Raw genomic sequence first — 24,314 nt, forward strand, 5'->3', positions numbered from 1 at the left:
CATCTCGCGTCGGGGCCGGTCGGCCGGATCGGACGCGGTCGGATGGGGTGGGGTCAGTTCACATCAGGTCGGATCACGCTAGGCCGGGTCACTTCGCGTCGGCCGGTCGCCTCACGTCAGCGGGCCGTACAGTTCCGGCCGCCGGTCGTGCAGATACGGGTTGGTCTCCCGTGATTCCTTCAGGAAGGCGGTGTCGACGTCGGCCTGCACCAGCTGCTCGCCGCGGCCTGCGCGGGTGCGGACGACGCCGTCGGGCCCGGCCAGGCAGCTGAGTCCGACGAACTCGAACTCGCCCTCCGTACCGACCCGGTTGACGTAGGCGATGTACAGCTGGCTCTCGAAGGCGCGTACCGGGATGACGGACTCGGCGACGAACTGGAAGGGGTGCATCTGCGCGGTGGGCACCAGCAGCAGATCGGTGCCGGCCAGCGCGTGCGCCCGGACGTTCTCCGGGAACTCCACGTCGTAGCAGATCAGCACGCCGATCCGGACACCGGCCAGCTCGGCCTGGACGACGGGCCGCTCGCCCGGCGTGAACCACTCGCGCTCGAAGCTGCCGAAGAGGTGCGTCTTGCGGTAGTTCGCTAGCCGGGTGCCGTCCGGGCCGATCAGCTGCGCGGAGTTGTGGACCGCATCGTCGCCGGAGTCCCGCGGCGCGCGCTCGGGGTAGCCGTAGAGCACCGCGAGACCGTGCTCGGCGGCGATCCGGCCGACGGCCCGTGCGCTGTCGCCGTCGGCGGTCTCGGCGAGGCGGTGGACGTCGGCGCCGATGGCGTAGCCGGTGAGGAACAGCTCGGGGCAGACGAGCAGTCCGGCACCGGCCGCGGCCGCCTCACGCGCCGCCCCGGCCAGCACCCGCAGATTGTGCGCCACGTCACCGGGCCGTCCCGAACTCTGGAGCAGGGCGGTACGCAGCGACGACATGGGACCCCTCGGCGGGACGGTACGGGTGGGACGCCTTGACGCTACGGGCCGCCGAGGAGGGGGGACAAGGCGGCACCGTTGCGCGTCGATGGATGATTCGTTGCGCGTTAAAGCGACTCGGCGGCGATTCGTTGCGCGGCGTAGGCGCAGGTCAGCCGGCCGGCCGTCACTCCTCCCACTCCGAGCCGGAGGCGTCCGGGTCGTGGCTGCCCACGAGTTCCGACATGGCACCCACCATTTCGTCGCCTACGAGTGCCACGCCGGGGAGCTGCCCGGTCTTCTCCACCATGGCCTCACGCAGCCCCGGCTCGTTGCGCATCCACTCGGGCATGATCCAGCCGGGGAAGAACTGCTCGTGGGAGCCCGCGGCCTGCACCCGGTAGCCGTACTCGGCGCCGACGACCTCGTTGACGGCGTCGAAGGCCCACCGGCAGGACAGACACGCCTTCTTGACGCCGCCCATCATGACGGTCTTCGGATGCGCCGGGTCGCCCGGATTCGCCTTCCAGTTCCTGACGTGTTCGCCGAGCAGCGTCATCTCGCCGTGCTGGGCGCCCATCTTGCTGTCCGGCTCGTCCTGGCCGACCACGAACCACTCGATGGGCCTCTCCAGAGCCGCGGTGAGCGTCTCCAGCCCCTCGGCTCCCGGGTGTGCCGTGGCGTAGTCGCCGGCGACCTGCGCGCGGAGCTTTGTACGGTCCTTGGGGGTGCCGTGCCCCTCGGCCGCGGCGGTCTGCTCGACGAACTTCCGGATCTCCTCGTTCACATTCTTCTTGTCGAGGTCGGTGACCTTGCGCTTGCCCGTGTTACCCGCGATGGCGAGGGTGTTGCCGGGCAGCAGGGTCGCCGCCAGGTGCGGCGTGATCTTCTTGGCACTGCGGTTGGGCTGCTTGGTCTTGCGGTGGACGTCGTTGGCGTTCTCTTTGGTGATGGTGTCCAGCGCGATGCGCGAGATCCGGTCCAGCATGCGCAGGACGACATCGCGGTCGGTCGCGTTCGTGGCCGTGGTCTGCCGGAACTCGGCACGCTGCACCGCGGCCGGTTCCCCGGCTGCCGGGCCCACGCGCTCCGCGGCCCCCTCGTCGGCCGCCCGCTGCGGTACCGCGCCCGACATCACCTGCCGCGCGTTGGCCTCGGCCTCGCGCTCGAAGCGGTCGCCGGGGTCGCTGACGCTCAGCCCGTTGCCGTTGTCGGTACCGGCGACCGGGCCCTTGCGCTGCTGGATCACATGGGTCAGCTCGTGGGCCAGGGTGTGCTTGTCCCCGCCGCCGTCCCCGATCACCACATGGCTGCCGGAGGTGTAGGCCCGCGCACCCACCTCGGCGGCGGACCGCTGGGCCGCCGCGTCCGTGTGGAGGCGTACGTCCCCGAAATCGGCCCCCAGTCTGGCCTCCATCTCCGTCCGCAGCGCACCGTCCAGCGGCCGGCCCGAGGAGGAGAGCGTCGTGTGGACGCTGGAGCGCTGTACGGGCGCGGGCGCCCCGTGACCGCAGCCGGGCCCGTGTGTGTGCTCGTCCCGCGCCAGCATCCGCGCCACCGCGGAGTTCCCCGCCGCGCGCTGGAGCGCCTGGATGCCGGCGGGCGACAGAGGCGGTGCCGCGCCGCCGGAAGCGGTGGTCGCCTCGCGGGCCGGCTTCGCCGGGGAGAGGTGGGCAGGCTCGCCGTTGTCCGATTGCCTGCGCACTGCTCGTGTCACGTCATCACCCTTCTTGTGCGGCCGCCCGTTCGGCCTCTTGCCAGAGATACGGGAGGCCGGCCCGCAGCGGAAGGTACAAAAGGGCAGAGATGGGGGCAGATCGCAGGGACGCGGTGCGCACTTGCCGGCAGCCGGCCGGACCGGACGCCAAGGGCCCGCGGTCACCTCCCGGACGGAGCCCGGGGAAGGGGCTGTTCGACGACGGCCCCTCAGCCCGGCGCCCCCGAGCCGAACCGCCGCAGCAGCGGCGAGAGCACCAGTACGGACTTGGTCCGCTCCACGAACGGCTCCCCCGCGATCCGCTCCAGCACCCGTTCGAAATGCCGCATGTCGGAGGCGAAGACCTGGACGATGGCGTCCGCCTCACCGGTGACGGTGGAGGCGGCCGCCACTTCCGGGTAGCGCGCCAGACCGCGGTGGATCGCCTCCGGCGAGGTGTTGCGGCTGCAATACAGCTCGATGAAACCCTCGGTCTCCCAGCCCAGCGCGGCCGGATCGACGCGTACCGTGAAACCGGTGATGGCTCCGTCGGCCCGCAGCCGGTCCACGCGGCGTTTGACGGCCGGCGCGGACAGGCCGACCTCCTGGCCGATGTCGGCGTAGCTGCGGCGGGCGTCCTCCGCGAGGGCGTGGACGATGCGTTCGTCGAGGTCGTTCAGTCGCACTGCGGGTGGATCACTTCTCTGCCGTGGTCAGCCGGGACCGGCGCATGCCGTATCCGAAGTAGACCACAAGGCCCACGGCCATCCAGACGCCGAAGACCACCCAGGTCACCGGGCCGAGGTTGCCCATCATGTAGATGCACAGCAGGAAGCCGATCGCCGGGAAGAGCGGGGCCAGCGGCGTACGGAAGGCGCGCGGCATGTCCGGGCGGGTCCGGCGCAGCACGATCACCGCGACGTTGACCAGCGCGAAGGCGAAGAGGGTGCCGATGCTGGTGGCGTCGGCCAGCTGGCCCAGCGGGACGGCGGCGGCGAGCACTCCGCAGAACAGCGAGACGATCACGGTGTTGGCGCGCGGCGCGCCGGTCCTGGGGTGCACCCGGGAGAACACCTTCGGCATCAGGCCGTCGCGGGACATCGCGAAGAGGATGCGGGTCTGCCCGTAGAGCACGGTCAGCACGACGCTGGCGATGGCGACGACGGCGCCGAAGGCGAGCAGCACGGCCCAGACGTTCTGTCCGGTGACGGTCTTGAGGATCCCGGCCAGCGCGGCCTCCGAACCGGCGAACTCACGCCACGGCAGCGCGCCCACGGCCACCGCGGCGACCAGGCAGTACAGCAGGGTGACGAGCACCAGCGAGAGCATGATCGCGCGCGGCAGATCGCGCTGCGGGTTCTTGGCCTCCTCGCCCGCCGTGGAGGCCGCGTCGAAGCCGATGTAGGAGAAGAACAGGGTCGCGCCCGCGGCGCTGACACCCGCCATGCCCATCGGCATGAAGTCGGCGTAGTTCCCGGAGCGGACGCCCTGGAGGGCGACCCCGCAGAACAGGAGCAGGGCGACGATCTTGACGGTGACCATGATGGTGTTCGCGCGGGCGCTCTCCCTGGCGCCGCCCAGCAGGAAGACCATCGCGAGCATCACGACCAGCAGCGCCGGCAGATTGAAGACGCCACCGTTGCCGGGCGGGGCGGCCAGCGCCTCGGGGATGGTGAAGCCGACCGTGCCGGCCAGCAGCTCGTTCAGGTACTGGCCCCAGCCGACGGCGACGGCGGCGACCGAGACGCCGTACTCCAGGATCAGACACCAGCCGCAGATCCAGGCGATCAGTTCGCCGAGCGTGGCGTACGCGTAGGAGTACGAGGAGCCGGAGACCGGGATGGTGCCGGCCAGCTCTGCGTAGGAGAGGGCGGAGAACAGGGCGGTGATACCGGCCAGGACGAAGGAGAGGATGACGGCCGGGCCGGCTTTGGGCACCGCCTCGCCGAGGACCACGAAGATGCCGGTGCCGAGCGTGGCGCCAATGCTGATCATGGTCAGCTGCCATACGCCCATCGAGCGGCGGAGCGATCCGCCCTCGCCGCGCCCGCTCTCGGCGACCAGCCGTTCGACCGGCTTGCGTCGCATCAGCCGGGTGCCGAGACCTCCGGCGACGGGTGGCCGGGGGTTCCCGCCCCCCGCGGGTGGGGCTGCGCCGTGCTCCAACACTGGGGTGGCTCCTTCATCGCTGCCGGTCGTCTGACGGCGACCGGCAGCGGTCGGTACGCGGGCACGACGAAATACCCACCGCAGGAGACCGCCGAGCAGGCGGTCACCGCCACTCCACGTACAGCGCCTGACCTTACGGCCCAGCGCTGACCTGCCGTAATGCAGGTTCCTTGCGCAACTGCGACCGATCGTTGCGCACCCGGAGCGGAGGGCGGTGGTTCGTTGCGCGCCACTGTCCGATCGTATGACGGCTTTCGGCGGGTCCGCCTGCCGGAGTGCGCGTCCGGCGCCGCCTGCCGGAACGCGGCCGGCCCCGCACCGGGTCGGTGCGGGGCCGGCAAACGGCGCGCGGGGACCGGCCACGGCCCCGGCGGCTCAGCTCCAGCTGTCGTGCAGCGGCTTGCCCTCGGCGTAACCGGCGGCGCTCTGCACCCCGACCACGGCCTTCTCGGCGAACTCCGCCAAGGAACCGGCGCCCGCGTACGTGCAGGAGCTGCGGACGCCCGCGATGATGGAGTCGATCAGGTCCTCGACGCCGGGGCGGGCCTGGTCGACGAACATCCGCGAGGTGGAGATGCCCTCCTCGAACAGCCCCTTGCGGGCCCGGTCGTAGGCCGACTCCTCGCTCGTGCGGTTGCGCACCGCACGCGCGGAGGCCATGCCGAAGCTCTCCTTGTACGGCCGGCCGTCGGCGGTGTGCTGGAGGTCGCCGGGGGACTCCAGGGTGCCGGCGAACCACGAGCCGATCATGACGTTGGAGGCGCCCGCGGCCAGCGCCATCGCGACATCGCGCGGGTGCCGTACGCCGCCGTCGGCCCAGACGTGCTTGCCGAACTTCCTGGCCTCGGCCGCGCACTCCAGCACCGCGGAGAACTGCGGGCGGCCGACACCGGTCATCATGCGGGTGGTGCACATCGCGCCGGGGCCGACCCCGACCTTGATGATGTCCGCGCCGGCCTCGATCAGGTCGCGCACGCCCTCGGCGGCGACGATGTTGCCCGCCACGAGCGGCACCTTCGGGTCCAGTGCCCGGACGGCCCGGACCGCGGCGATCATCGACTCCTGGTGGCCGTGCGCGGTGTCCACGACGAGCGTGTCCACACCGGCGTCCAGCAGCGCCTTGGCCTTGCCCGCCACATCGCCGTTGATACCGACGGCGGCCGCGATCCGCAGCTTGCCCTCGGCGTCGGTGGCGGGGGTGTAGAGGGTGGCGCGCAGCGCGCCCTTACGGGTGAGGATGCCGACCAGCTTGCCGTCCGCGTCGACCGCGGGCGCCAGCTTGCGGTGGGCGGCGTCCAGCTGGTTGAAGGCTTCCCGCGGGTCGATGTCCGCGTCCAGGACCAGCAGGTCCCTGGACATCACCTCGGACACCTGGGTGAAGCGGTCCACCCCGGCCAGGTCGTGCTCGGTGACGACGCCGACCGGCCGGCCGGCCTCGACGACGATGCCCGCGCCGTGGGCCCGCTTGGGCAGCAGCGACAGGGCGTCGGCGACGGTCGCGCTCGGCGCCAGCACGATCGGGGTGTCCAGCACGAGGTGCCGGCGCTTGACCCAGGACACGACCTCGGTGACGACATCGATCGGAATGTCCTGCGGAATGACGACCAGGCCGCCGCGGCGGGCGACGGTCTCGGCCATCCGGCGGCCGGCGATGGCCGTCATGTTGGCGACCACCAGGGGGATGGTGGTACCGGTTCCGTCGGGGGCGGACAGATCCACACCCTGCCGGGAACCCACCGCGGAGCGGCTGGGCACCATGAACACATCGTCGTACGTCAGGTCGTACGGCGGCTTCGCATCGTTCAGGAAACGCATACTGACTCTCTCACCTGCGGTTTTACGTATGGGCGGGTGGGGAGTCAGCGTCGAACCGGCACCGGATCGGGCTGCGGCTCCTAGGACATCATCCCTCATCCCGGCCGAAACAGGCGAACCGTTGTTCCTCTGGGGGATCTCCGAGCGACCGCTGAACGGTCTCCGGGCCGCCCCTCAGGCGCCCTGGCCCGCCCGGCCCCGCACCATGATCACGGCCAGCCCGGTGGCGGTACCCCGCCAGTACCCGACCGCGTCGGCCAGCACGCCCTCGACGACGCTCCAGTCGTCCGGTGCGGCGGACGCGTAGCCCTGCCAGCCGGTCACGACCAGCAGCCGGCCGCCGGTGGCGGGGCACCAGGACAGGTCGGTGAGGCAGTCGGCGAGCGCGTCCCAGTTCCGGCCGAACCAGTCCGGCAGCCGCAGCGAGCCGGCGCACCGCGTCATGAACTCCGCCTTGTCCGCGACCCCTGCCAGGTCGAGGACCGCACCGCTCCAGCCGGCGTCCCGGGCCGCGGCCAGCGCCTCCGCCACCGGACGGTCCGCAGGCCAGGGCAGCACACCCGGGGGCGTACTGCCGTCGAGCACCGCCGCCAGCGGCCGGGGCACGGAACCCGTCATCGGAGCACCGCCTTGAAGGACCGGTAGTGATCGTCGGTGTAGTACGTCTCGTGGCCGTCACCGGAGATGATGCGGCGGGCACCCCGGTTCTTCGAGCCCGGCGTGGGGACGGTGTACTCGTGGTAGTAACCGCGCGACTGACGGGGCAGCAGCCGCTCATGGTTGCCGAAGACGGTCCCGTCCTTCGGGTACGGGAAGGGCCCGCGGGAATCGATGAGCCGGAGGGTGTCCCGGGCCTGGGACGGCAGTTGGCCGGCCGGGACGGTGGGCATCCCCTTCGCCCAGCCCGGCGTTCCGGCGGCGCCGGGCGACCGCGTCCCGGTGGCGCTGGTGCCGGACGGCGCCGGACCGTGCGGACTCCCCTTGCCACCACCGCCGGTGGAACAGCCGGTCAGGACGAGGAGCAACCCGGCGAGCAGTGCGCCGACAGCGGCGGTGGCCCGGTGCGACGTGGAGCTGATCATCATGGCGCCGATGCTGTCACAGCCACGCCCGCGCTGCCCGCCGGATTTCGCGCCCGGCACCACGGGCGGCGCGGCGCGGCACACCGGGCGCGCCCGCACCGGTCACGCCGCCGCGGGTGCGCCCGCCCGTGTCACAACCCGCCCGTGTCACACCCCGTCAGGGTCCGCGCGGTCCAGGGCGGGGCGCGGTCCCGGGCCGGTCTCCAGCAGCAGATGGTCGGCGGCGGCGGTGTCGGTCACCAGGCTCGTCACGAGTCCGGAGCGCAGCACCGCGCCGATCGCCGCGGCCTTGCGCCGGCCGCCGGCGATGGCGACGACCTCGGGGATCCGCCGCAGCCGGTCCGCCTCGACGGTGATGCAGCGCTCGCCGAGATCGCGGCCGATGCGGCGGCCGTCGGCGTCGAAGAGGTGGGCGGACATCTCGGCGGCGGCGCCGAGCGAGGCGTAGTGCTCCCGCTCCTGCTCCGACAGCATGTCGTAGACGGTCGAGATGCCCGGCGCCCAGGAGCCGATGGAGACACAGGCGACGGTGACCTTGTCGAAGTACTCGAACGCGCGGGCGATACCGGTCTGGCCGCGCAGCGCCGCGGCGGTCGCCGGGTCGGGCAGCAGCATCGGCGCGTAGATGGGGTGCGCCTCGCCGCCGGCGACATCGGCCGCGCGGCGCACCGCCTCGACCGACCCGCGGTCGGCGGTGCCCGCGTCGTACACGCCGGTCAGCTGGACGACGGTGCACGGCGGGAGCCGGTGCAGCGCGGCCGCCATGTGAATGGTCGACCGACCCCAGGCCAGGCCCAGCACATCGCCCTCGTTGACCAGTTCGCCCAGGAGGCCGGCCGCGACCTCACCGAGGTTCTCCGGGTCGGGGGCGTCCTCGGTGGGGGTCCCCCCGCCGAAGGCGGCGGGCGCGTCCGCGGGCGACTCGACGACGACCGCGTGCCGCAGGCCGTAGCGGGCCCGCAGGGCGTCGGAGCGCTCCGCGTCCAGTTCGGACGGCACCCGGATCTCGATGCGTACGAGATCCCGTTCGAGCGCCGTCTCCAGCACCCGGGCGACCTTGAACCGGCTGACGCCGAACTCCTCCGCGATCTGGATCTTGGACTTGCCTTCAAGGTAGAAGCGGCGGGCCATGGCCGCGGCCTGGACCAGCTCGGCGGGGCCCATTCCGGACTGTGGGCGGCTGGCTACCACGAAATTCTCCCCTTTTGCGCATCTGATCGGGTCTTTGCTCATCCTTTCAGAAACCCGAGGCCGACGGGGACCACGACCGCCGCGACGGACATGAACGCCCGGTTGCGCCACGGACAGCCGACGGCCCGGCGGCAGCACCGCGGGCCGGCACCCCGGCTCCGGCCCGTCGCCCCTCGTCCGCCGGCCCCACTCCCGGCCCCGGAATCAGTGCGCGCAGCCCCAGCTCGCCGCCGTCGCCGCCTCGGCCTTCTCCCGGAGATCGCGGACCGCCTTGGCCGGATCGTCCGCGCCGTACACCGCGGAGCCCGCCACGAAGACATCGGCGCCCGCCTCCGCGCACCGCTCGATGGTGTCCGCCGAGACCCCGCCGTCCACCTGGAGCCACAGCTCCAGACCGTGCCGGGAGATGAGTTCCCGGGTCCGGCGGATCTTCGGCAGCATGATGTCCAGGAACGCCTGGCCACCGAAGCCGGGCTCCACGGTCATGATCAGCAGCATGTCGAGTTCGGGCAGCAGATCCTCGTACGGCTCGATCGGCGTGGCCGGCTTGAGGGCCATCGACGCCCGCGCCCCCTGCGCCCGGATCTCCCGCGCGAGCCGCACCGGGGCGGCCGCCGCCTCCACATGGAAGGTGACGGAACCGGCCCCGGCCTCGACGTACTGCGGCGCCCACCGGTCCGGGTCCTCGATCATCAGATGCAGGTCGAGGGGGGTGTCGGTCGCCTTGCTCAGCGACTCGACGACCGGCACACCGAGCGTGAGGTTCGGCACGAAGTGGTTGTCCATGACGTCGACATGGAGCCAGTCGGCGCCCTCGACGGCCTTCGCCTCCTCGGCGAGCCGGGCGAAGTCTGCGGACAGGATGCTGGGGTTGATCAGGGCCATGTCTTCAGTATGTCGTGACGGCCCCGGCAGACGGGACGCGGGCCGCGCGCCCGGCACCGGACGCGCGGCCGACCGCTCCCCGGCACCCTGGGCAGGGCCCCGCGAGCGTCGGGCGGCGGTGGGAGAGGTCCGATGTCTCTTCGCCGCCGTACGGACCGGTCCCGTGGTCCCGATCCGGCGGTGTCCCGCTTCGCCGCCGTCTTTCCTGCTCCCGCGATCCTCAGGCCGTCCGCCGCAGCAGCGCCAGATACATCGCGTCCGTCCCGTGCAGATGCGGCCACAGCTGGACGTCCGGCCCGTCGCCGAGCGCCGGCACGCCCGGCATCAGCGGCCGGGCGTCGATCCACGCCGCTTCCACCGCCGCGCCGCCACGCCCCTTGATCACGTCCTCCACCACGGCCCGCGTCTCGGCCAGGTGCGGAGAGCAGGTGGCATAGCCCACCACACCGCCGACCCGGACCGCGGCCAGCGCCTGCCGGAGCAGTTCGCGCTGCAGCGGCGCGAAGCCGCCCAGGTCCTCGGGGCGCCGCCGCCAGCGCGCCTCCGGCCGCCGGCGCAGCGCGCCCAGGCCCGTGCACGGCACGTCCACCAGCACCCGGTCGAAGGCGCCCGGCCGCCAGGCCGGCCGGGTGCCGTCCGCGGCGATGACCGCGTACGGGCCGGGGTTGCCCTCCAGCGTGCGCGCCACCAGGCGCGCACGGTGCGGCTGCTTCTCCGACGCCAGCAGGGCCGCGCCGCGCTGCGCCGCGAGCGCGGCCAGCAGCGCCGCCTTGCCCCCCGGGCCCGCGCAGCCGTCCAGCCAGAAGCGGTCGGTGCCCTCCACCGGGGCGTTCGCCAGCGCGATCGCCACCAGCTGGCTGCCCTCGTCCTGCACACCGGCCCGCCCCTCGCGCACCGCGTCCAGCGCGCCCGGCTCACCGCCCTCGGCGAGCCGCACCGCGTACGGGGACCAGCGGCCGGGCAGCGCCCGGTCCTCGCCGACGGCGGCCAGCAGCTCCTCGGCGGTGGCCCGGCCGGGCCGCGCCACCAGCGTCACCTCGGGCCGCTCGTTGTCCGCCTCCAGCAGGTCCTCGATGCCCGCGCGGCCGCCGCCGAGGGAGTCCCACAGAGCCGAGACGATCCAGCGCGGATGCGCGTGGACGATGCCGAGGTGGTCCTCGGGGTCCTCGTCGTACTCCGGGGCGACCCGCTCCAGCCAGCCGTCCAGGTCGTGCGCCGCGACCTTGCGCAGTACCGCGTTGACGAACTTGGCCCGCCCGTCGCCCAGCACCACCCGCGCGAGTTCGACGCTCGCGCTGACGGCGGCGTGCGTCGGGATCCGGGTACCGAGCAACTGGTGCGCGCCGAGCGTCAGCACGTCCAGCACCGGCGGGTCCACCTCCCGCAGCGGCCGGTCCACGCACTGCGCGAGGATCGCGTCGTACGTCCCCTGGCGCCGCAGCGTCCCGTAGACCAGCTCCGTCGCCAGCGCCGCGTCCCGGGAATCGAAGTCGCCGGCTTCACGCGCCTTGCGCAGCAACGGCGGCAGGACCAGATTCGCGTACGCGTCCCGCTCGTCGACCGCCCGCAGCGCCTCGAACGCGAGGATCCTGACCGGGTCCTTCTGCGGGCGGCGGTAGGGCTTGCTGGGGCGGCGACGCGGCTGCTGGCTCACAGAAAAGGTGCTCCGGATACGAGATGGAGAGGTCCGCCCAAGCCTACGCGGCCCCCGTGGCCAGCACATCCGGGGCAGGACCGGCGGGGCGGGCGGCCACGGCCGGCGGGCCCCGCCCGTCTCAGTCGCCCAGCCGCCCGCCGGTCGCGATGCGTGCGCCGCGCGCCCAGTCGGCGGCCTTCATCGGCTTCTTGCCCTGGGGCTGGACCCAGAGCAGTTCGACGGCGTGGCTGCCGGTACCGGCGTACACCGCCTTCTTCGTGACGGCGAGTTCGCCGGGCGCGAGCTCCGGACCGGTGTGGTCCGCGGCGGACACCGACATCAGCTTGAGGCGTTCACCGCGGAAGACGGTCCACGCACCGGGCGCGGGCGCGCAGCCGCGGATCACGCGGTCCACCCGCAGCGCCGGCGCGGTCCAGTCCACCTTGGCGTCCTCGACCTCGATCTTCGGAGCGAGGGAGATGCCCTCGGCGGGCTGCGGTACGGGGTGCAGGGTGCCGTCCTCGATGCCGTCCATCGTGGCGACGAGCAGCCCGGCGCCGGCGAACGCCAGCCGGGTGAGCAGATCACCGCTGGTGTCCGTCGGCCGGATCTCCTCGGTCACCACCCCGAAGACCGGACCGGAGTCCAGCCCCTCCTCGATCTGGAAGGTCGCCGCACCCGTCACCTCGTCACCCGCCAGCACCGCGTGCTGTACGGGCGCCGCGCCGCGCCATGCGGGCAGCAGCGAGAAGTGCAGGTTGACCCATCCGTTGGCGGGAATGCCCAGGGCGGACTTCGGCAGCAGCGCGCCGTAGGCAACCACCGGGCAGCAGTCCGGCGCGATCTCCCGCAGCCGGGCCTGGAAGTCCGCGTCCCGCGGCCTGGCGGGCTTGAGGATCTCGATGCCCGCCTCCTGCGCGCGCTCCGCGACAGGACTGGCGACCAGCCTTCGGCCACGGCCTGCCGGGGCGTCGGGCCTGGTCACGACGGCCACGACCTCGTGCCGGTCCGAGGCGATCAGGGCATCGAGAGCGGGTACGGCGACCTCGGGGGTACCGGCGAAGACGAGCCTCATGGGTGGCGCACTACCTCTCACACGCAGCGGAACGGCGCACCAGTCTATGAGGCCGGCCCCCGGTCATGGGCCGTGGCCCCGGGGGCGCGCGAACTCGTCTGCGCCCTGCACGGAAGGTCGTACGCCCCCATACCGTGACCAGAGCCGCTGCTGACGCGTTGGTCAAACAGTATTGACCTATATCGAGCCGCTTTGACGGCCCGATCTCTTTCACTGTTTCCCTTTTCACGCCGGTTCGAGAGGCTTGCTCATGGCCGACCACGCAACCCACGACGCCCAGGCGCGCGCCAGCCTGCATCTCCTGGTGCGGGACATCGAGCGGGTCCGCCGGCAGGTGGACGCGCTGCGCACCCTGACCGCTCAGCTCGGCAACGTCTACCGGCCGCGGCGCACCGGGCCCTCCGCGGGCTTCGTCGTCTACGGACGCGCGCCCGCGCCGACGGTACGCCTCGCCCAGGAGCTGCGGGACAGCGTCGAAACGCTCGTCACGGCAGCGGTCGACTTCGACCGCTCGCTGGGCTTCTCCTGGGACGCGGTGGGGTCGGCGCTCGGCGTCACCAAGCAGGCGGTGCACCGCCGTTACGGTGCCCGCCGGTCCGCCGCCCAGCCCGCCGGCGACGGCGCCGAGCCGGTGGTCCGGTCGCCCGAGGCGGCCCCGGCCCGCACGGTGGCCGTGGGCGCGGGCCTGCCCGCCGCGCCATCGGTGCCCGCCGCCCGTTCGATGCCCGCCCAGCCGTCCGCGGCCACCAGGGAAGAGGCCCGGCCCGGCGCCTTCCCCGGCCCGCGCAACGGCTGACGCCGACACCCCTCGCACTCCCCGGCTCCGGCGTCGGGGGCGGCGCGCCAACGCTCCGGGACCGCCCGCCCCACCGGTCCTGCCGCGTACCGGTGCCGGCGCGTGTCTCGCGCCCGCCCGGTGGCCGCTCGTACGGCCGTCCCTCCCGGCCGCTGGGCGGCGGCCCCCGTCCACCGGTCCCGTGGGCACCACAGACGCCCCACGCCGCAGCCGCGCCACAGCCCCGGCGCGCACGTCACGCGTCAACGGCGGCCTCGCCCGTCGGCCTCGCCGCCCGGCCGCCCCGCCTCACCCGAGGTCGGGCGGATCGATCCGGACCCGTACCGGCTCCCCCGCCCGCTTGACCAGCCGCGCCGCGCGGGCCGCCTTCAGCGCTGCCGCGAGCGCCGCGCCCTGCCCCGGCCGGACCCGCACCAGCGTGCGTTCCCACTCCTCGCCCGGCGGCGGGTCGCCCGGTCTGCGGGGGCGGCCCAGGTCCGGCACCGGCAGGGGTACGGGGCCCAACACCTCGGCTCCCTGCGGGAGTTCGGCCGATTTGAGCAGCTCGACGACGTCCTCGGCGCGGCCGGCCACCGAGGCCATCCGGGAGACCGGGGGAAAGCCCAGCTCGGCCCGCTCGGACAGTTCGCGGACGGCGTGGCCGACCGGATCCCAGCGCACCAGGGCCTGTACCGGCCGCAGGGTCGGTTCCGCGATCACCGCGACGGTGCCGCCCTCCGCATGACCGCGGACCAGCGCGGCGGCCCCCAGCCAGCGGCGGAGCGCCTCCTCCCCCGCCCGCAGATCCGGCCGGCCCAGCAGCGCCCAGCCGTCCAGCAGCAGTGCGGCCGCATATCCGCCGCCCTCCGCCACCGGTTCCGCGCCGGGCGTGCTCACCACCAGCGCGGGGGCGTCCGGCACGGACGTCAGGACATGGTCGCGCCCCGAGGTACGCACCGGGACGGCCGGGAACGCCCGGCCCAGCTCCTCCGCCGTCCGCCTCGCCCCCACGATCCGGGCCCGCAGCCGGGTACCGCCGCACTCCGTGCAGTGCCAGTCCGGCTCCGGCCGGCCGCACCACGCGCAGGCCAGTTCGCCCGCGTCCCGTGACTCCAGCGGGCCGGCGCAGGACCGGCAGCGGGCCGGCGCCCGGCAGCGTTCGCAGGCCAGCCGGGGGGCGTAGCCGCGGCGCGGGACCTGGACGAGCACCGGTCCGCGCCGGAGCCCCTCCCGCACCACCTGCCAGGCCATCGTCGGCAGCCGGGCGGCCCGCGCCGCCGCGTCCCGCGCCTCGTCGCCGTCCCCGATCGTACGCACCATGGGCGCCGCCGCCCGCACCTGCTCGCGGTCGGCGGCCAGCGGGCGCGCCCAGCCCGTCTCGACCAGCTGGGCGGCCTCGACGGTGCAGCTCAGGCCGCCGAGCAGAAAACCGGCCCGCTCACTGACCGAGCGCTGGATCAGCACCTCTCGGGCGTGCGGCTGGGGTGCGTGCGGATCGCTGTGGCTGCCGTCGCCGTCGTCCCAGAGCGCGACCAGCCCGAGTTCGGCGACCGGCGCGAACATCGCCGCGCGCGTCCCGATCACGGCGCGGACGGCGCCCCTGCTGACGGCCAGCCACCGCCGGTAGCGTTCCTCGGGCCCGGCGTCGGCGGTCAGCAGCACATGGCGGCCCGGCCCGATCAGCTCGTCGAGCGCCGTGTCCACCCGCGCCGCAGCCCGCCCGTCCGGCACCACCACCAGGGCGCCGCGCCCCGAGGCCAACGCCGCGGCCACCGCCCGCGCCAGCTCCTGCGGCCAGGTCGCACCGGGCAGCGCCGTCCACACCGCGCGCGGCGCGTCCCCCCGCGCCAGCGCCGTCAGGAAACCGGCACCGGCCGCGTACCGCTCCCAACTGCCCGGATCGGGCGGTGCGTTGGGCGGCGGCGGGGCAGGGGACGGCTTCGCCTCGGCACGCGCCCGGCGGGGCGGCACCGCCAGCTGCACCACGTCGGCGAGGGTCCCGGCATAGCGGTCCGCGACCGCCCGGCAGAGCGCCAGCAGCTCGGGGGTCAGCACCCGCTCGGACGAGAGCACCTGCGCGAGCGGCGCGAGCACACCGCGGTAGTCGCTCTCGGCGACGCGCTCCACGATGAAGCCGCCGACCAGCTTGCCGCCCTCGCGCCGGCCCCCCTTCTCCCCCGCCCCGAACCGCACCCGCACCCGCACCCCGGGCTGCGCCTCGGCGTCCATGGCGGCGGGCACGGCGTAGTCGAAGTAGCGGTCGAGGTGCACCAGCCCCTTGTCCACGAGCACCCGCGCCACCGGCAGGCCGGCCGCCAGCTCGGCCCCCCGCCAGGTCCGCGGCTTCGCCCGCTCCGCCTTGGTTTCACGCACGGCCTCCCGGATGAGGGCCAGCTGCTCGCCCGCACCCGTCTCCGCCCCCGGTCGCCCGTTCTCCCTGCTCACAGCATCAGTCTTAGCAGACGCCTCGGACAACGGCCGTCGGCGAGCCATCACCCCGGCGGCCCCCGCGGACGCCCGGCGTCATCGCCCGCCGAGGACCGGACCGTTTCCCAGCGCCGGACGCCCTTCACTCTCCGCCGGACTTCCTTCCGCCGGGCCGTCCCGACCCGCCCGACGGTTTCCGTTCCGTACGTCCCCGGGCAGCGTGCGCCACCCTCCGATGTCTCATGCGGCAGGCCCCGGGCAGAAACCCGGAGTGTCAGACCCATGCCCTTGACTGAGCGCATGGCCGTTCACGACATCGCTCAGCAGCTGCCGGGGACTCCGTCCTGCGGGAGCACTGCCGTTCCCTGGCCGTGCTGGACGCGGCGCTCTGCCCCGAGCGGGCCTTCCACCGCCACTCCTTCGCGGCCCAGTGGTCCGGGACCGAGTCGATGGCCTCCCTGCGCGACGGGTCGGGCGACGAGTACTCCATCGTCTTCTCCGCCGCCGGCGCCTGTGTCCGGGGGTTCGCGCACGAATCACCGATGAGCCCCTACGAGACGGGCGCGCCCTGGCCAGGTGTGCTCGACGGGCCTTCCCGAGGTCTTCCGGCCGTTCGTGGCGGAGCCCGCGTTCTCGGACGGGGACGGGATTCCCCGTGTCATGGCTTGTCTGTGGCGGGAGTCGGGGGACGATGCCCGGCGGACCGGCGCGATCGACTTCCCCGAGGGCAGCGCCGGGAGACCCGGACGGCGCCGGGCACTTGTTCCTGTTGCCGGCGGATCGCTCGGCGAAGACGTTCCAGCGGTTCGCCGAAGACTGCTACGAGCTCCCGGTCGGCCTGGCGGTCGTCCGCCACGTCCTGGCCTCGCGTCCGCTGACCGACGCGGTGGGCACCGCGCTGCGTCCCGGCATTACCCTGGCCGACCTCGCTGCGGACCTCGCGGAGACCGGCTGTCCGCAGGGCTGAGCCGTCGAAGTGACGCGGGCCGCCTCGTCGGTGTCCTCCGCGGGGGCGGGCCGTTGCACCGGACGTATCCGCCCTCGGTCCTGGGCCCTCGGTCGGGTCCGCTCTCCGGCGGAAGGCCGTTACCCGGGCGGCACCGGCCCGGCAGAGTGGCCGCCGTCCCTGTTCGCGGTGAGAGGTTGCGCCCATGTCTCCGGTGTTGTTCAACGACGACGATGTCCGTGCCCGCCTCGATGCGGCGACGACGGTCCGTGCCGTGCGTGCGGCGCTGCTGGCTCACCATGCGGGCACGCTCCACGCACCGCCGCGGGTCCGGGCGGACATCGGTGGCGGTGACCTGGTCTTCACCACCGGGCACCTGCACGACCGGCGCATGTTCGGCTTCCGCGCCTACGACACCCTCGTCGGTGCGGAACAGCTGGTGGCCGTCTGGGGCTCCGACGACGGCGAGTTGCGCGCGCTGGTGCACGGGACGGAGCTCGGCGCACGGCGGACCGGAGCCATCGGCGCTCTCGCGGTGGACGCGGCGGCCAGGCCCGGGGCCGTCCGCCTGGGACTGGTGGGCGCCGGTGCGCAGGCGTGGGCGCAGCTGTGGGCGCTGTGCGCAGTGCGGCCGGTGGCGGACGTCGTGGTGGTGGCCCGGCACCGGGAACACGCCGCCGCATTCGCCACGAGGGCCGCCGACGAACTGGGGGTCAGGGCGCGTGCGGTGGCCGAGCCGGAGGATGCCGTACGCGAGCGGGATGTGGTGATCGTGGCCACGAACAGTGCGGTGCCGGTCCTGGATGCCGACTGCCTCGCGGCCGGGACGCATGTGACGACGCTGGGCCCCAAGACCCGCTCGCGACACGAAGTACCCACCGCCCTGGCGGACCGGGCCGAGGTGATCCTCACGGACTCCCGTGCTCAGGCGGCCGGTTACCCCGAGCCGCACCTGTTCGCGCCCGATCGGATGGTGGAGCTCGGCGCCGTCCTGAGCGGGTCGGCGGCGGCCCGGACCGGCCCCGGCCAGCTGACGGTCTTCTGCTCCGTCGGCCTGGCCGGCACCGAGGTCGCCGTGGCGGCCGCGCTGTGGGAGGCATCCCGCTGATCGGGCGTCATCCGCCGGGCAGGCGAGAATGCGGGCCGCCTCCTGGCAGTGAATGCCGTCTCGGACATGTCGATGTGTCTACGTGTCGAGGTGTCGAGGTGTCGAGGTGTCGCCTCAGCGGGGAGCGCCCGGTCTGCCTCGGCGCCACCCGAAACCCACGGCCCCGGACCGATCGGTCCGGGGCCGTGGGTTTCGACCTGTGGCAGGGCGAGGGCTCAGAGGCCCGCGGCGCTGCGGAGGGCGTCGACGCGGTCGGTGCGCTCCCAGGTGAAGTCGTCCAGCTCGCGGCCGAAGTGGCCATAGGCGGCGGTCTGGGCGTAGATCGGGCGGAGCAGGTCGAGGTCGCGGATGATCGCGGCGGGGCGGAGGTCGAAGACCTCGCCGATGGCCTGCTCAATCTTGTCGGTGTCCACGGTGGCGGTGCCGAAGGTCTCGACGAACAGACCGACGGGCTCGGCCTTGCCGATCGCGTAGGCGACCTGGACCTCGCAGCGGGCGGCCAGGCCGGCCGCGACGACGTTCTTGGCGACCCAGCGCATCGCGTACGCGGCCGAGCGGTCGACCTTGGACGGGTCCTTGCCCGAGAAGGCGCCGCCGCCGTGCCGGGCCATACCGCCGTAGGTGTCGATGATGATCTTGCGGCCGGTCAGGCCGGCGTCGCCCATCGGGCCGCCGATCTCGAAACGGCCGGTCGGGTTGACCAGCAGGCGGTAGCCGTCGGTGTCCAGCTTGATGCCGTCCTCGACCAGCTCCTTGAGGACGTGCTCGACGACGAATTCGCGGATGTCGGGCGACAGCAGCGAGTCCAGGTCGATGTCCGAGGCGTGCTGCGAGGAGACGACCACGGTGTCGAGGCGGACGGCCTTGTGGCCGTCGTACTCGATGGTGACCTGGGTCTTGCCGTCGGGGCGCAGGTACGGGATCGTCCCGTTCTTGCGGACCTCGGACAGCCGGCGGGACAGTCGGTGCGCGAGGTTGATCGGGAGCGGCATCAGCTCCGGGGTCTCGTCGCAGGCGTAGCCGAACATCAGGCCCTGGTCGCCGGCGCCCTGCTTGTCCAGCTCGTCTTCCCCGTCACCGGAGGCGGCGCCCTCGACCCGCTTCTCGTACGCGGTGTCAACACCCTGGGCGATGTCCGGGGACTGTGCGCCGATCGAGACCGAGACGCCACAGGAAGCGCCGTCGAAGCCCTTCTTGGACGAGTCGTAGCCGATGTCGAGGATCTTGTTGCGGACGAGGTTGGGGATGTCGGCGTACGCCTTCGTCGTCACCTCGCCGGCCACGTGCACCAGGCCGGTGGTGATCAGCGTCTCCACGGCGACCCGGGATGTCGGGTCTTCCTTGAGGAGCGCGTCGAGAATCGTGTCGCTGATCTGGTCAGCGATCTTGTCGGGGTGGCCCTCGGTAACAGATTCCGAGGTGAACAGGCGGCGGGACACATCGCTCCCTGGGGTTGCAGCGGCTGCTGGCTGATCATTGACGGAAAGGCCGAGAGCTGCGCTCGGCTCGATCCTTCCGCCAGTTTATCGGTCATGGGTGGCGTTCGGGCACGCAGTCTCGATTTATGGACCCCTCGTGACCTGGGACACTTCGGCCCACAGTGGGACGATCACGGTGCGGACCGGGCCCGGTCAAGAGGTCGCACCGGAATTCACACGACCGATGAGGCGATATCGGAAATCAGGAACGAGCCTCGCCGAACCGGGCCGAGACAAGGTCCCACACCCTGTCGGCCAGCACTTCCTTCGGTCCGAACGGCACCGGGGTCTCGGTTCCGTCGGCTGCGAGGATCACCGCCTCGTTCTCCGCCGCACCGAACGTCTTGTGCTCTCCGACCTCGTTCACCACCAGCAGGTCACAGCCCTTGCGGACGAGCTTGGCGCGCCCGTTGGCGAGTACCTCGTCGGTCTCGGCGGCGAAGCCGACGACGAGTTGGCCGGAACGGGCCCGGTCGGCGGAAATTTCGGCGAGAATGTCCGGGTTACGAACCAGAGTGATCGGTTCCGGTTCCTCACCGTCCTTCTTCTTGATCTTGCCGGTGGCGTAGACAGCGGGCCGGAAATCGGCTACTGCGGCCGCCATGACGACCGCGTCGGCGTCCGCCGCGGCCTTCAGCACCGCCTCACGCAGCTGGCCGGCCGTCCCGATGTGCACCACGTCCACCCCCGCCGGATCGGGCAGCTCGGTATGGGCGGCGACGAGCGTGACCCGGGCGCCCCGGGCCGCCGCGGTGCGGGCGAGCGCGTAGCCCTGCCTGCCGGAGGAGCGGTTCCCCAGGTAGCGCACGGGGTCCAGCGGTTCACGGGTACCGCCGGCGCTCACCACGACATGCCGGCCGGCGAGGTCCGCGGGCCGCGCCTCGGGGCCGCGGGCCAGGATCCGGCGGCAGAGCTCGAAGATCTCGACCGGGTCCGGGAAGCGGCCCTTGCCGGTGTCGACACCGGTCAGCCGGCCGACCGCCGGCTCGATGACGATCGCGCCACGGCGGCGCAGCGTGGCGACGTTCTCCCGGGTGGCCGGGTTCTCCCACATCTCGGTGTGCATGGCGGGCGCGAAGACCACCGGACAGCGCGCGGTGAGCAGCGTGTTCGTCAGCAGGTCGTCGGCGAGGCCGTGGGCGGCCCTGGCCAGCAGGTCGGCGGTGGCCGGGGCGACCACGACGAGGTCGGCGCCCTGCCCGATCCGGACGTGCGGGACCTCGTGGACGGATTCCCACACCTCGGTACCGGCCGGATTGCTGGACAACGCCGACCAGGTGGCCTCGCCGATGAAGTGCAGCGAGGCGGCGGTCGGCACGACCCGTACGTCGTGCCCGGACTCGGTCAGCCGCCGCAGCAGCTCGCACGCCTTGTACGCGGCGATACCGCCGCTGACCCCCAGGACGACCCTGGGCTGGTCCCGCTCCCGCTTGTCCATCGCTTCGCTGCTCCCCGAGCCTCGGTCCGTACGTATGCCCCTATGACACACCAAGGGCCCGGCAGTCGCGCTGCCGGGCCCTTGGTATGGACGGTGTACTGCTTACTGAGCCGGACCCTCGATGGCCTCGGAGGTCAGCAGGCCCGCGTTGATCTCGCGGAGCGCGATCGACAGCGGCTTCTCGTGGACGTGCGTGTCGACGAGGGGGCCGACGTACTCGAGCAGGCCCTCACCGAGCTGCGAGTAGTACGCGTTGATCTGGCGCGCGCGCTTGGCGGCGTAGATCACGAGGCTGTACTTCGAGTCGGTGGCCTCGAGAAGCTCATCAATTGGCGGATTGATGATGCCCTCGGGTGCGGTGATGGAAGAGGACACTCTCTGCCTTCCGAAGGGGTATGGAGCCGGTGTAAAGCGCAAAATCCTCGGCGGTCCGGGGCCGGCGGCCTCAGCCGCTGATGTCCCGCTCCCCGGATTGACGCAACATCAAGGCTAGCAGCTCACGGCTGACGTCCTCGACGGAGGTGTTGACAAGGGTCACATCGAACTCCGTCTCCGCGGCCAGCTCGACCTTCGCGGCCGCCAGCCGGCGCTCGATGATCTCGGGTGCCTCGGTGCCCCGGCCGGTGAGCCGGCGGACCAGTTCCTCCCAGCTCGGCGGGGCCAGGAAGACCAGATGGGCGTCCGCCATGGACTCGCGGACCTGACGGGCGCCCTGGAGGTCGATCTCCAGCAGAACGGGTTCGCCGGCCTCCAGGCGGTCCAGGACCGCCTTGCGCGGGGTGCCGTAGCGGTTGCCTGCGAATTCGGCCCACTCCAGCAGTTCACCGTTGGCGACGAGCTTGTCGAACTCCTCGTCGTCGACGAAGAAGTACTGGACACCGTGCCGCTCTCCGGGGCGCGGCCTCCTGGTGGTGGCCGACACCGAGAGCCAGACCTCGGGGTGGACGGTGCGCAGATGGGCGACGACCGTGCTCTTGCCGACCCCCGAGGGGCCGGAGAGCACGGTCAGTCGCGGACGAGCGTCCGGGGGCACGGGGGTCGTACCCCGGAATGTTGCAGCCATGCAGCGATTATTCCAGCTTCCCGGTGGTGCCGGGAAACTCAGGAACCGGTGCTGCCGAACTCACGCTCCAAAGAAGCGATCTGGTTGGAGCCAAGACCCCGGACACGGCGGCTCTCGGAGATGCCGAGCCGCTCCATGATCTGCTTGGCGCGGACCTTGCCCACGCCGGGGAGCGACTCCAGGAGGGCGGAGACCTTCATCTTGCCGATGACGTCGTTCTCCTGGCCCTGCTTGATCACGTCATGGAGCGATGCGCCGGAGTGCTTGAGCCGATTCTTGACCTCGGCGCGCTCCCGGCGAGCCGCGGCGGCCTTTTCGAGCGCGGCTGCGCGCTGTTCAGGGGTAAGGGGCGGAAGAGCCACGCCTACGTCACCTCGGATGTCGAACTGTCGGATACGGACCGGTGTGGAACCTAGTCGCCCCGCAACCGCGGAGCAACGAGCAACGCTCTTACGTGCGGTGCTCTCGACGGAGACTAGCGGCCGAGCGCGCCGGAGTCAGCGAGAACAGACGAAAAGTCCTGGTCAGACTCTGCTGACCAGGACATTTCGGGACTAAAGTCCCGGCTGATCGACCGCCTTCCGCACTTCGTCGGCGAATCGGGCCGCCGCCGTGAGCAGCGCCTCGGGGTCCGGACCGTACCGCAGCACACCCCGGCTGACGCTCGGCACGACATTGCGGACCGCGTCGCCGAAGACGGCGGGAAGATCCGCGGGGGTGGCGCCCTGGGCACCGATGCCGGGCGCGAGCAGCGGGCCGTTGATCGCCAGGTCGAACGCGGAGAGATCGCCGAGTGTGGCGCCGACCACCGCGCCGAAGGACCCCAGCGGCTCGGCGCCGGCGTTCTCGGCCGCGAGATGGCCGAGCATGGTGGCGGCGACCGTGCTGCCGTCGGCGCGTACCGCGCGCTGGACCTCCTGGCCCTCCGCGTTGGAGGTGAGGGCGAGGGTGAACAGGCCGCAGCCGTTCTTCCGGGCCAGGTCCACGGCGGGGCGCAGCGCGCCGTAGCCCAGGAACGGGCTGACCGTGACGGCGTCCGAGAAGAGCGGGGAGGCCGGGTCCAGATAGGTGGCGGCGTAGGCGGCCATGGTGGAGCCGATGTCGCCGCGCTTGGCGTCCATCAGGACCAGCGCGCCGCGCTCGCGGGCCTCCACGACGGCCGTCTCCAGGACGGCGAGACCGCGCGAGCCGAAGCGTTCGAAGAAGGCGGACTGCGGCTTGAGGACGGCGACGCGGTCGGCGAGCGCCTCCACGACGGTGCGGGTGAACCGCGCCAGGCCCGCGACGTCGTCGTTCAGTCCCCAGTCGGCCAGCAGCGAGGCGTGCGGGTCGATGCCGACGCAGAGCGGCCCGCGCTCGTCCATGGCACGGCGCAGGCGGGCGCCGAACGGTTCCAGGGTCGTCATGCGGTCACCTTCTTGTGCTCGGCGCCGACGGCGTCGGCGAGGGTGGCGTACGGGCTGTCGCGCAGCCGGTCGGCGAGGCCCCGGTGGACGGCACGGCACCAGAACGGGCCCTCGTAGATGAAGGCGCTGTAGCCCTGGACGAGGGTGGCGCCGGCGAGGATGCGCTGCCAGGCGTCCTCGGCGGTCTCGATGCCGCCGACCCCGACGAGGGTGATCCGGTCGCCCACCCGGGCGTACAGCCGGCGCAGGACCTCCAGGGAGCGCTGCTTGACGGGCGCGCCGGAGAGGCCGCCGGTCTCGGCGGTCAGCGCCGGGCCGGAGGTCAGGCCGAGGCCGTCGCGGGCGATGGTGGTGTTGGTGGCGATGATGCCGTCCAGGCCGAGTTCGACGGCGAGGTCGGCGACGGCGTCGATGTCCGCGTCGGCGAGGTCCGGCGCGATCTTGACGAGGAGCGGCACCCGGCGGTCGGTGACCGTACGGTCGGCGGCCGCGCGGACCTCGGTCAGCAGCGGGCGGAGGTGGTCGGTGGCCTGGAGGTTGCGCAGCCCCGGGGTGTTCGGGGAGGAGACATTGACCACCAGGTAGTCGGCGTGCGCGGCGAGCCGTTCGGTGGAGGTGACGTAGTCGGCGGTCGCCGCGTCCTCCGGGACGATCTTGGTCTTGCCGATGTTGACGCCGACGGTGGTCGCGAAGACCGGCTTGCGGGCGGCCAGACGGGCCGCCACGGCCGCGGAACCCTCGTTGTTGAACCCCATACGGTTGATGAGCGCGCGGTCCGGCACGAGCCGGAACAGCCGCTTCTTGGGGTTGCCCGGCTGCGCCTGGGCGGTGACGGTGCCGATCTCGACGTGGTCGAAGCCGAGCATCGTCATGCCGTCGATGGCGACGGCGTTCTTGTCGAAGCCGGCGGCCAGCCCGAACGGGCCGTGCATCCGGCGGCCGAGCGCCTCGACGCGCAGTTCCTTGTGGCGGGGCGCGAGGACGGCCGCGACGAAGGTACGCAGCACGGGGACCCGGGCCGCCAGGCGGATCCAGCGGAAGGCCAGGTAGTGGGCCTTCTCGGGGTCCATGCGCTGGAAGATGAGCTTGAAGAACAGGTGGTACACGGGCGTGCCTTCCACGCGAGAGAGCGGGCGGGAGCGGGATACGGGGATACGGGGCCAGGGGGCCTCGGCGGTCCCATGAGGAGGGGGACACCGCTTCCGGTGTCCCCCTCTGTCG

The 24,314-nt window shown here is 72.7% G+C and carries 22 protein-coding genes; 3 read left to right on the plus strand and 19 right to left on the minus strand.

The features are described 5' to 3' along the window. Positions 1–111: 111 nt before the first annotated feature. The 11 genes from ACLJWH_RS18485 to fmt all read right to left on the minus strand — a co-directional run bounded on the left by ACLJWH_RS18485 (position 112) and on the right by fmt (position 12,452). A complete protein-coding gene (locus ACLJWH_RS18485) occupies positions 112–924 on the minus strand; it encodes a carbon-nitrogen hydrolase family protein (RefSeq protein ID WP_411142822.1) in 813 nt (270 codons plus the stop codon). Between the two features lie 166 nt (positions 925–1,090). Further along, entirely contained in the window at positions 1,091–2,452 is a 1,362-nt protein-coding gene (locus ACLJWH_RS18490; RefSeq protein WP_411142961.1) for a DUF4157 domain-containing protein, read from the minus strand. 377 nt (positions 2,453–2,829) lie between these two features. Further along, the gene (locus ACLJWH_RS18495) at positions 2,830–3,285 is read right to left on the minus strand and encodes an Lrp/AsnC family transcriptional regulator (protein ID WP_411142823.1); all 456 of its coding nucleotides are present in this window, start codon (positions 3,283–3,285) and stop codon (positions 2,830–2,832) included. Between the two features lie 10 nt (positions 3,286–3,295). Continuing rightward, positions 3,296–4,768 carry an amino acid permease gene (locus ACLJWH_RS18500; protein ID WP_411142824.1) on the minus strand — a complete coding sequence of 491 codons (1,473 nt, stop codon included), beginning with the start codon at positions 4,766–4,768 and terminating at the stop codon, positions 3,296–3,298. A 375-nt stretch (positions 4,769–5,143) separates the two neighbouring features. Continuing rightward, entirely contained in the window at positions 5,144–6,583 is a 1,440-nt protein-coding gene (locus ACLJWH_RS18505; protein WP_411142825.1) for a GuaB1 family IMP dehydrogenase-related protein, read from the minus strand. Between the two features lie 174 nt (positions 6,584–6,757). Continuing rightward, a complete protein-coding gene (locus tag ACLJWH_RS18510; protein ID WP_411142826.1) occupies positions 6,758–7,201 on the minus strand; it encodes a barstar family protein in 444 nt (147 codons plus the stop codon). After that, positions 7,198–7,668, minus strand: a complete 471-nt coding sequence (locus ACLJWH_RS18515; RefSeq protein ID WP_411142827.1) for a ribonuclease domain-containing protein — start codon at positions 7,666–7,668, stop codon at positions 7,198–7,200. The genes ACLJWH_RS18510 and ACLJWH_RS18515 overlap by 4 nt, the downstream gene beginning before the upstream one ends. Before the next feature lie 144 nt (positions 7,669–7,812). Further along, positions 7,813–8,829: a sugar-binding transcriptional regulator gene (locus tag ACLJWH_RS18520; RefSeq protein ID WP_411142962.1), complete on the minus strand. Its 1,017-nt coding sequence runs from the start codon at positions 8,827–8,829 to the stop codon at positions 7,813–7,815. Between the two features lie 231 nt (positions 8,830–9,060). Further along, a complete protein-coding gene (gene rpe / locus ACLJWH_RS18525; protein WP_411142828.1) occupies positions 9,061–9,741 on the minus strand; it encodes a ribulose-phosphate 3-epimerase in 681 nt (226 codons plus the stop codon). Between the two features lie 220 nt (positions 9,742–9,961). Further along, positions 9,962–11,395, minus strand: a complete 1,434-nt coding sequence (locus tag ACLJWH_RS18530; RefSeq protein WP_411142829.1) for an RsmB/NOP family class I SAM-dependent RNA methyltransferase — start codon at positions 11,393–11,395, stop codon at positions 9,962–9,964. A gap of 121 nt (positions 11,396–11,516) precedes the next feature. After that, a complete protein-coding gene (gene fmt, locus ACLJWH_RS18535; RefSeq protein WP_411142830.1) occupies positions 11,517–12,452 on the minus strand; it encodes a methionyl-tRNA formyltransferase in 936 nt (311 codons plus the stop codon). Positions 12,453–12,702: 250 nt separating this feature from the next. Between fmt and ACLJWH_RS18540 the strand changes: the two genes are divergently transcribed. Beyond that, entirely contained in the window at positions 12,703–13,248 is a 546-nt protein-coding gene (locus tag ACLJWH_RS18540) for a hypothetical protein (protein WP_411142831.1), read from the plus strand. A 288-nt stretch (positions 13,249–13,536) separates the two neighbouring features. Here ACLJWH_RS18540 and ACLJWH_RS18545 read toward each other — a convergent pair whose 3' ends face one another. Further along, positions 13,537–15,672, minus strand: a complete 2,136-nt coding sequence (locus ACLJWH_RS18545; RefSeq protein WP_411142832.1) for a primosomal protein N' — start codon at positions 15,670–15,672, stop codon at positions 13,537–13,539. 742 nt (positions 15,673–16,414) lie between these two features. On the opposite strand from ACLJWH_RS18545, the gene ACLJWH_RS18550 reads away from it, so the two are divergent. Together ACLJWH_RS18550 and ACLJWH_RS18555 are read left to right on the plus strand one after the other, a co-directional pair. Continuing rightward, a complete protein-coding gene (locus ACLJWH_RS18550) occupies positions 16,415–16,621 on the plus strand; it encodes a hypothetical protein (protein WP_411142833.1) in 207 nt (68 codons plus the stop codon). A gap of 184 nt (positions 16,622–16,805) precedes the next feature. Beyond that, on the plus strand, positions 16,806–17,708 hold the full coding sequence (locus ACLJWH_RS18555; RefSeq protein ID WP_411142834.1) for an ornithine cyclodeaminase family protein: 903 nt from the start codon (positions 16,806–16,808) through the stop codon (positions 17,706–17,708). Positions 17,709–17,923: 215 nt separating this feature from the next. On the opposite strand, the gene metK is transcribed toward ACLJWH_RS18555, so the two are convergent. From metK to ACLJWH_RS18590, 7 genes are all read right to left on the minus strand, one after another. Next, positions 17,924–19,147, minus strand: coding sequence for a methionine adenosyltransferase (metK, locus tag ACLJWH_RS18560; RefSeq protein WP_397671800.1), 1,224 nt, complete (start codon positions 19,145–19,147; stop codon positions 17,924–17,926). Between the two features lie 241 nt (positions 19,148–19,388). After that, positions 19,389–20,624 (minus strand): bifunctional phosphopantothenoylcysteine decarboxylase/phosphopantothenate--cysteine ligase CoaBC, encoded by a 1,236-nt coding sequence (gene coaBC, locus ACLJWH_RS18565; protein WP_411142835.1) that lies wholly within the window; start codon positions 20,622–20,624, stop codon positions 19,389–19,391. Between the two features lie 102 nt (positions 20,625–20,726). Further along, on the minus strand, positions 20,727–20,999 hold the full coding sequence (rpoZ, locus tag ACLJWH_RS18570; RefSeq protein WP_005319902.1) for a DNA-directed RNA polymerase subunit omega: 273 nt from the start codon (positions 20,997–20,999) through the stop codon (positions 20,727–20,729). Between the two features lie 70 nt (positions 21,000–21,069). Beyond that, on the minus strand, positions 21,070–21,687 hold the full coding sequence (gene gmk / locus ACLJWH_RS18575; protein ID WP_411142836.1) for a guanylate kinase: 618 nt from the start codon (positions 21,685–21,687) through the stop codon (positions 21,070–21,072). Between the two features lie 38 nt (positions 21,688–21,725). Continuing rightward, positions 21,726–22,049 (minus strand): integration host factor, encoded by a 324-nt coding sequence (locus tag ACLJWH_RS18580; RefSeq protein WP_019059734.1) that lies wholly within the window; start codon positions 22,047–22,049, stop codon positions 21,726–21,728. 192 nt (positions 22,050–22,241) lie between these two features. After that, positions 22,242–23,093: an orotidine-5'-phosphate decarboxylase gene (pyrF, locus tag ACLJWH_RS18585; RefSeq protein WP_411142837.1), complete on the minus strand. Its 852-nt coding sequence runs from the start codon at positions 23,091–23,093 to the stop codon at positions 22,242–22,244. Then, positions 23,090–24,199 carry a quinone-dependent dihydroorotate dehydrogenase gene (locus tag ACLJWH_RS18590; protein WP_411142963.1) on the minus strand — a complete coding sequence of 370 codons (1,110 nt, stop codon included), beginning with the start codon at positions 24,197–24,199 and terminating at the stop codon, positions 23,090–23,092. Before ACLJWH_RS18590 ends, pyrF begins: the two co-directional genes overlap by 4 nt. Positions 24,200–24,314 lie beyond the last annotated feature (115 nt).

It is taken from the genome of Streptomyces sp. x-80, from assembly GCF_046549095.1.
Classification (GTDB): Bacteria; Actinomycetota; Actinomycetes; order Streptomycetales; family Streptomycetaceae; genus Streptomyces; species Streptomyces celluloflavus.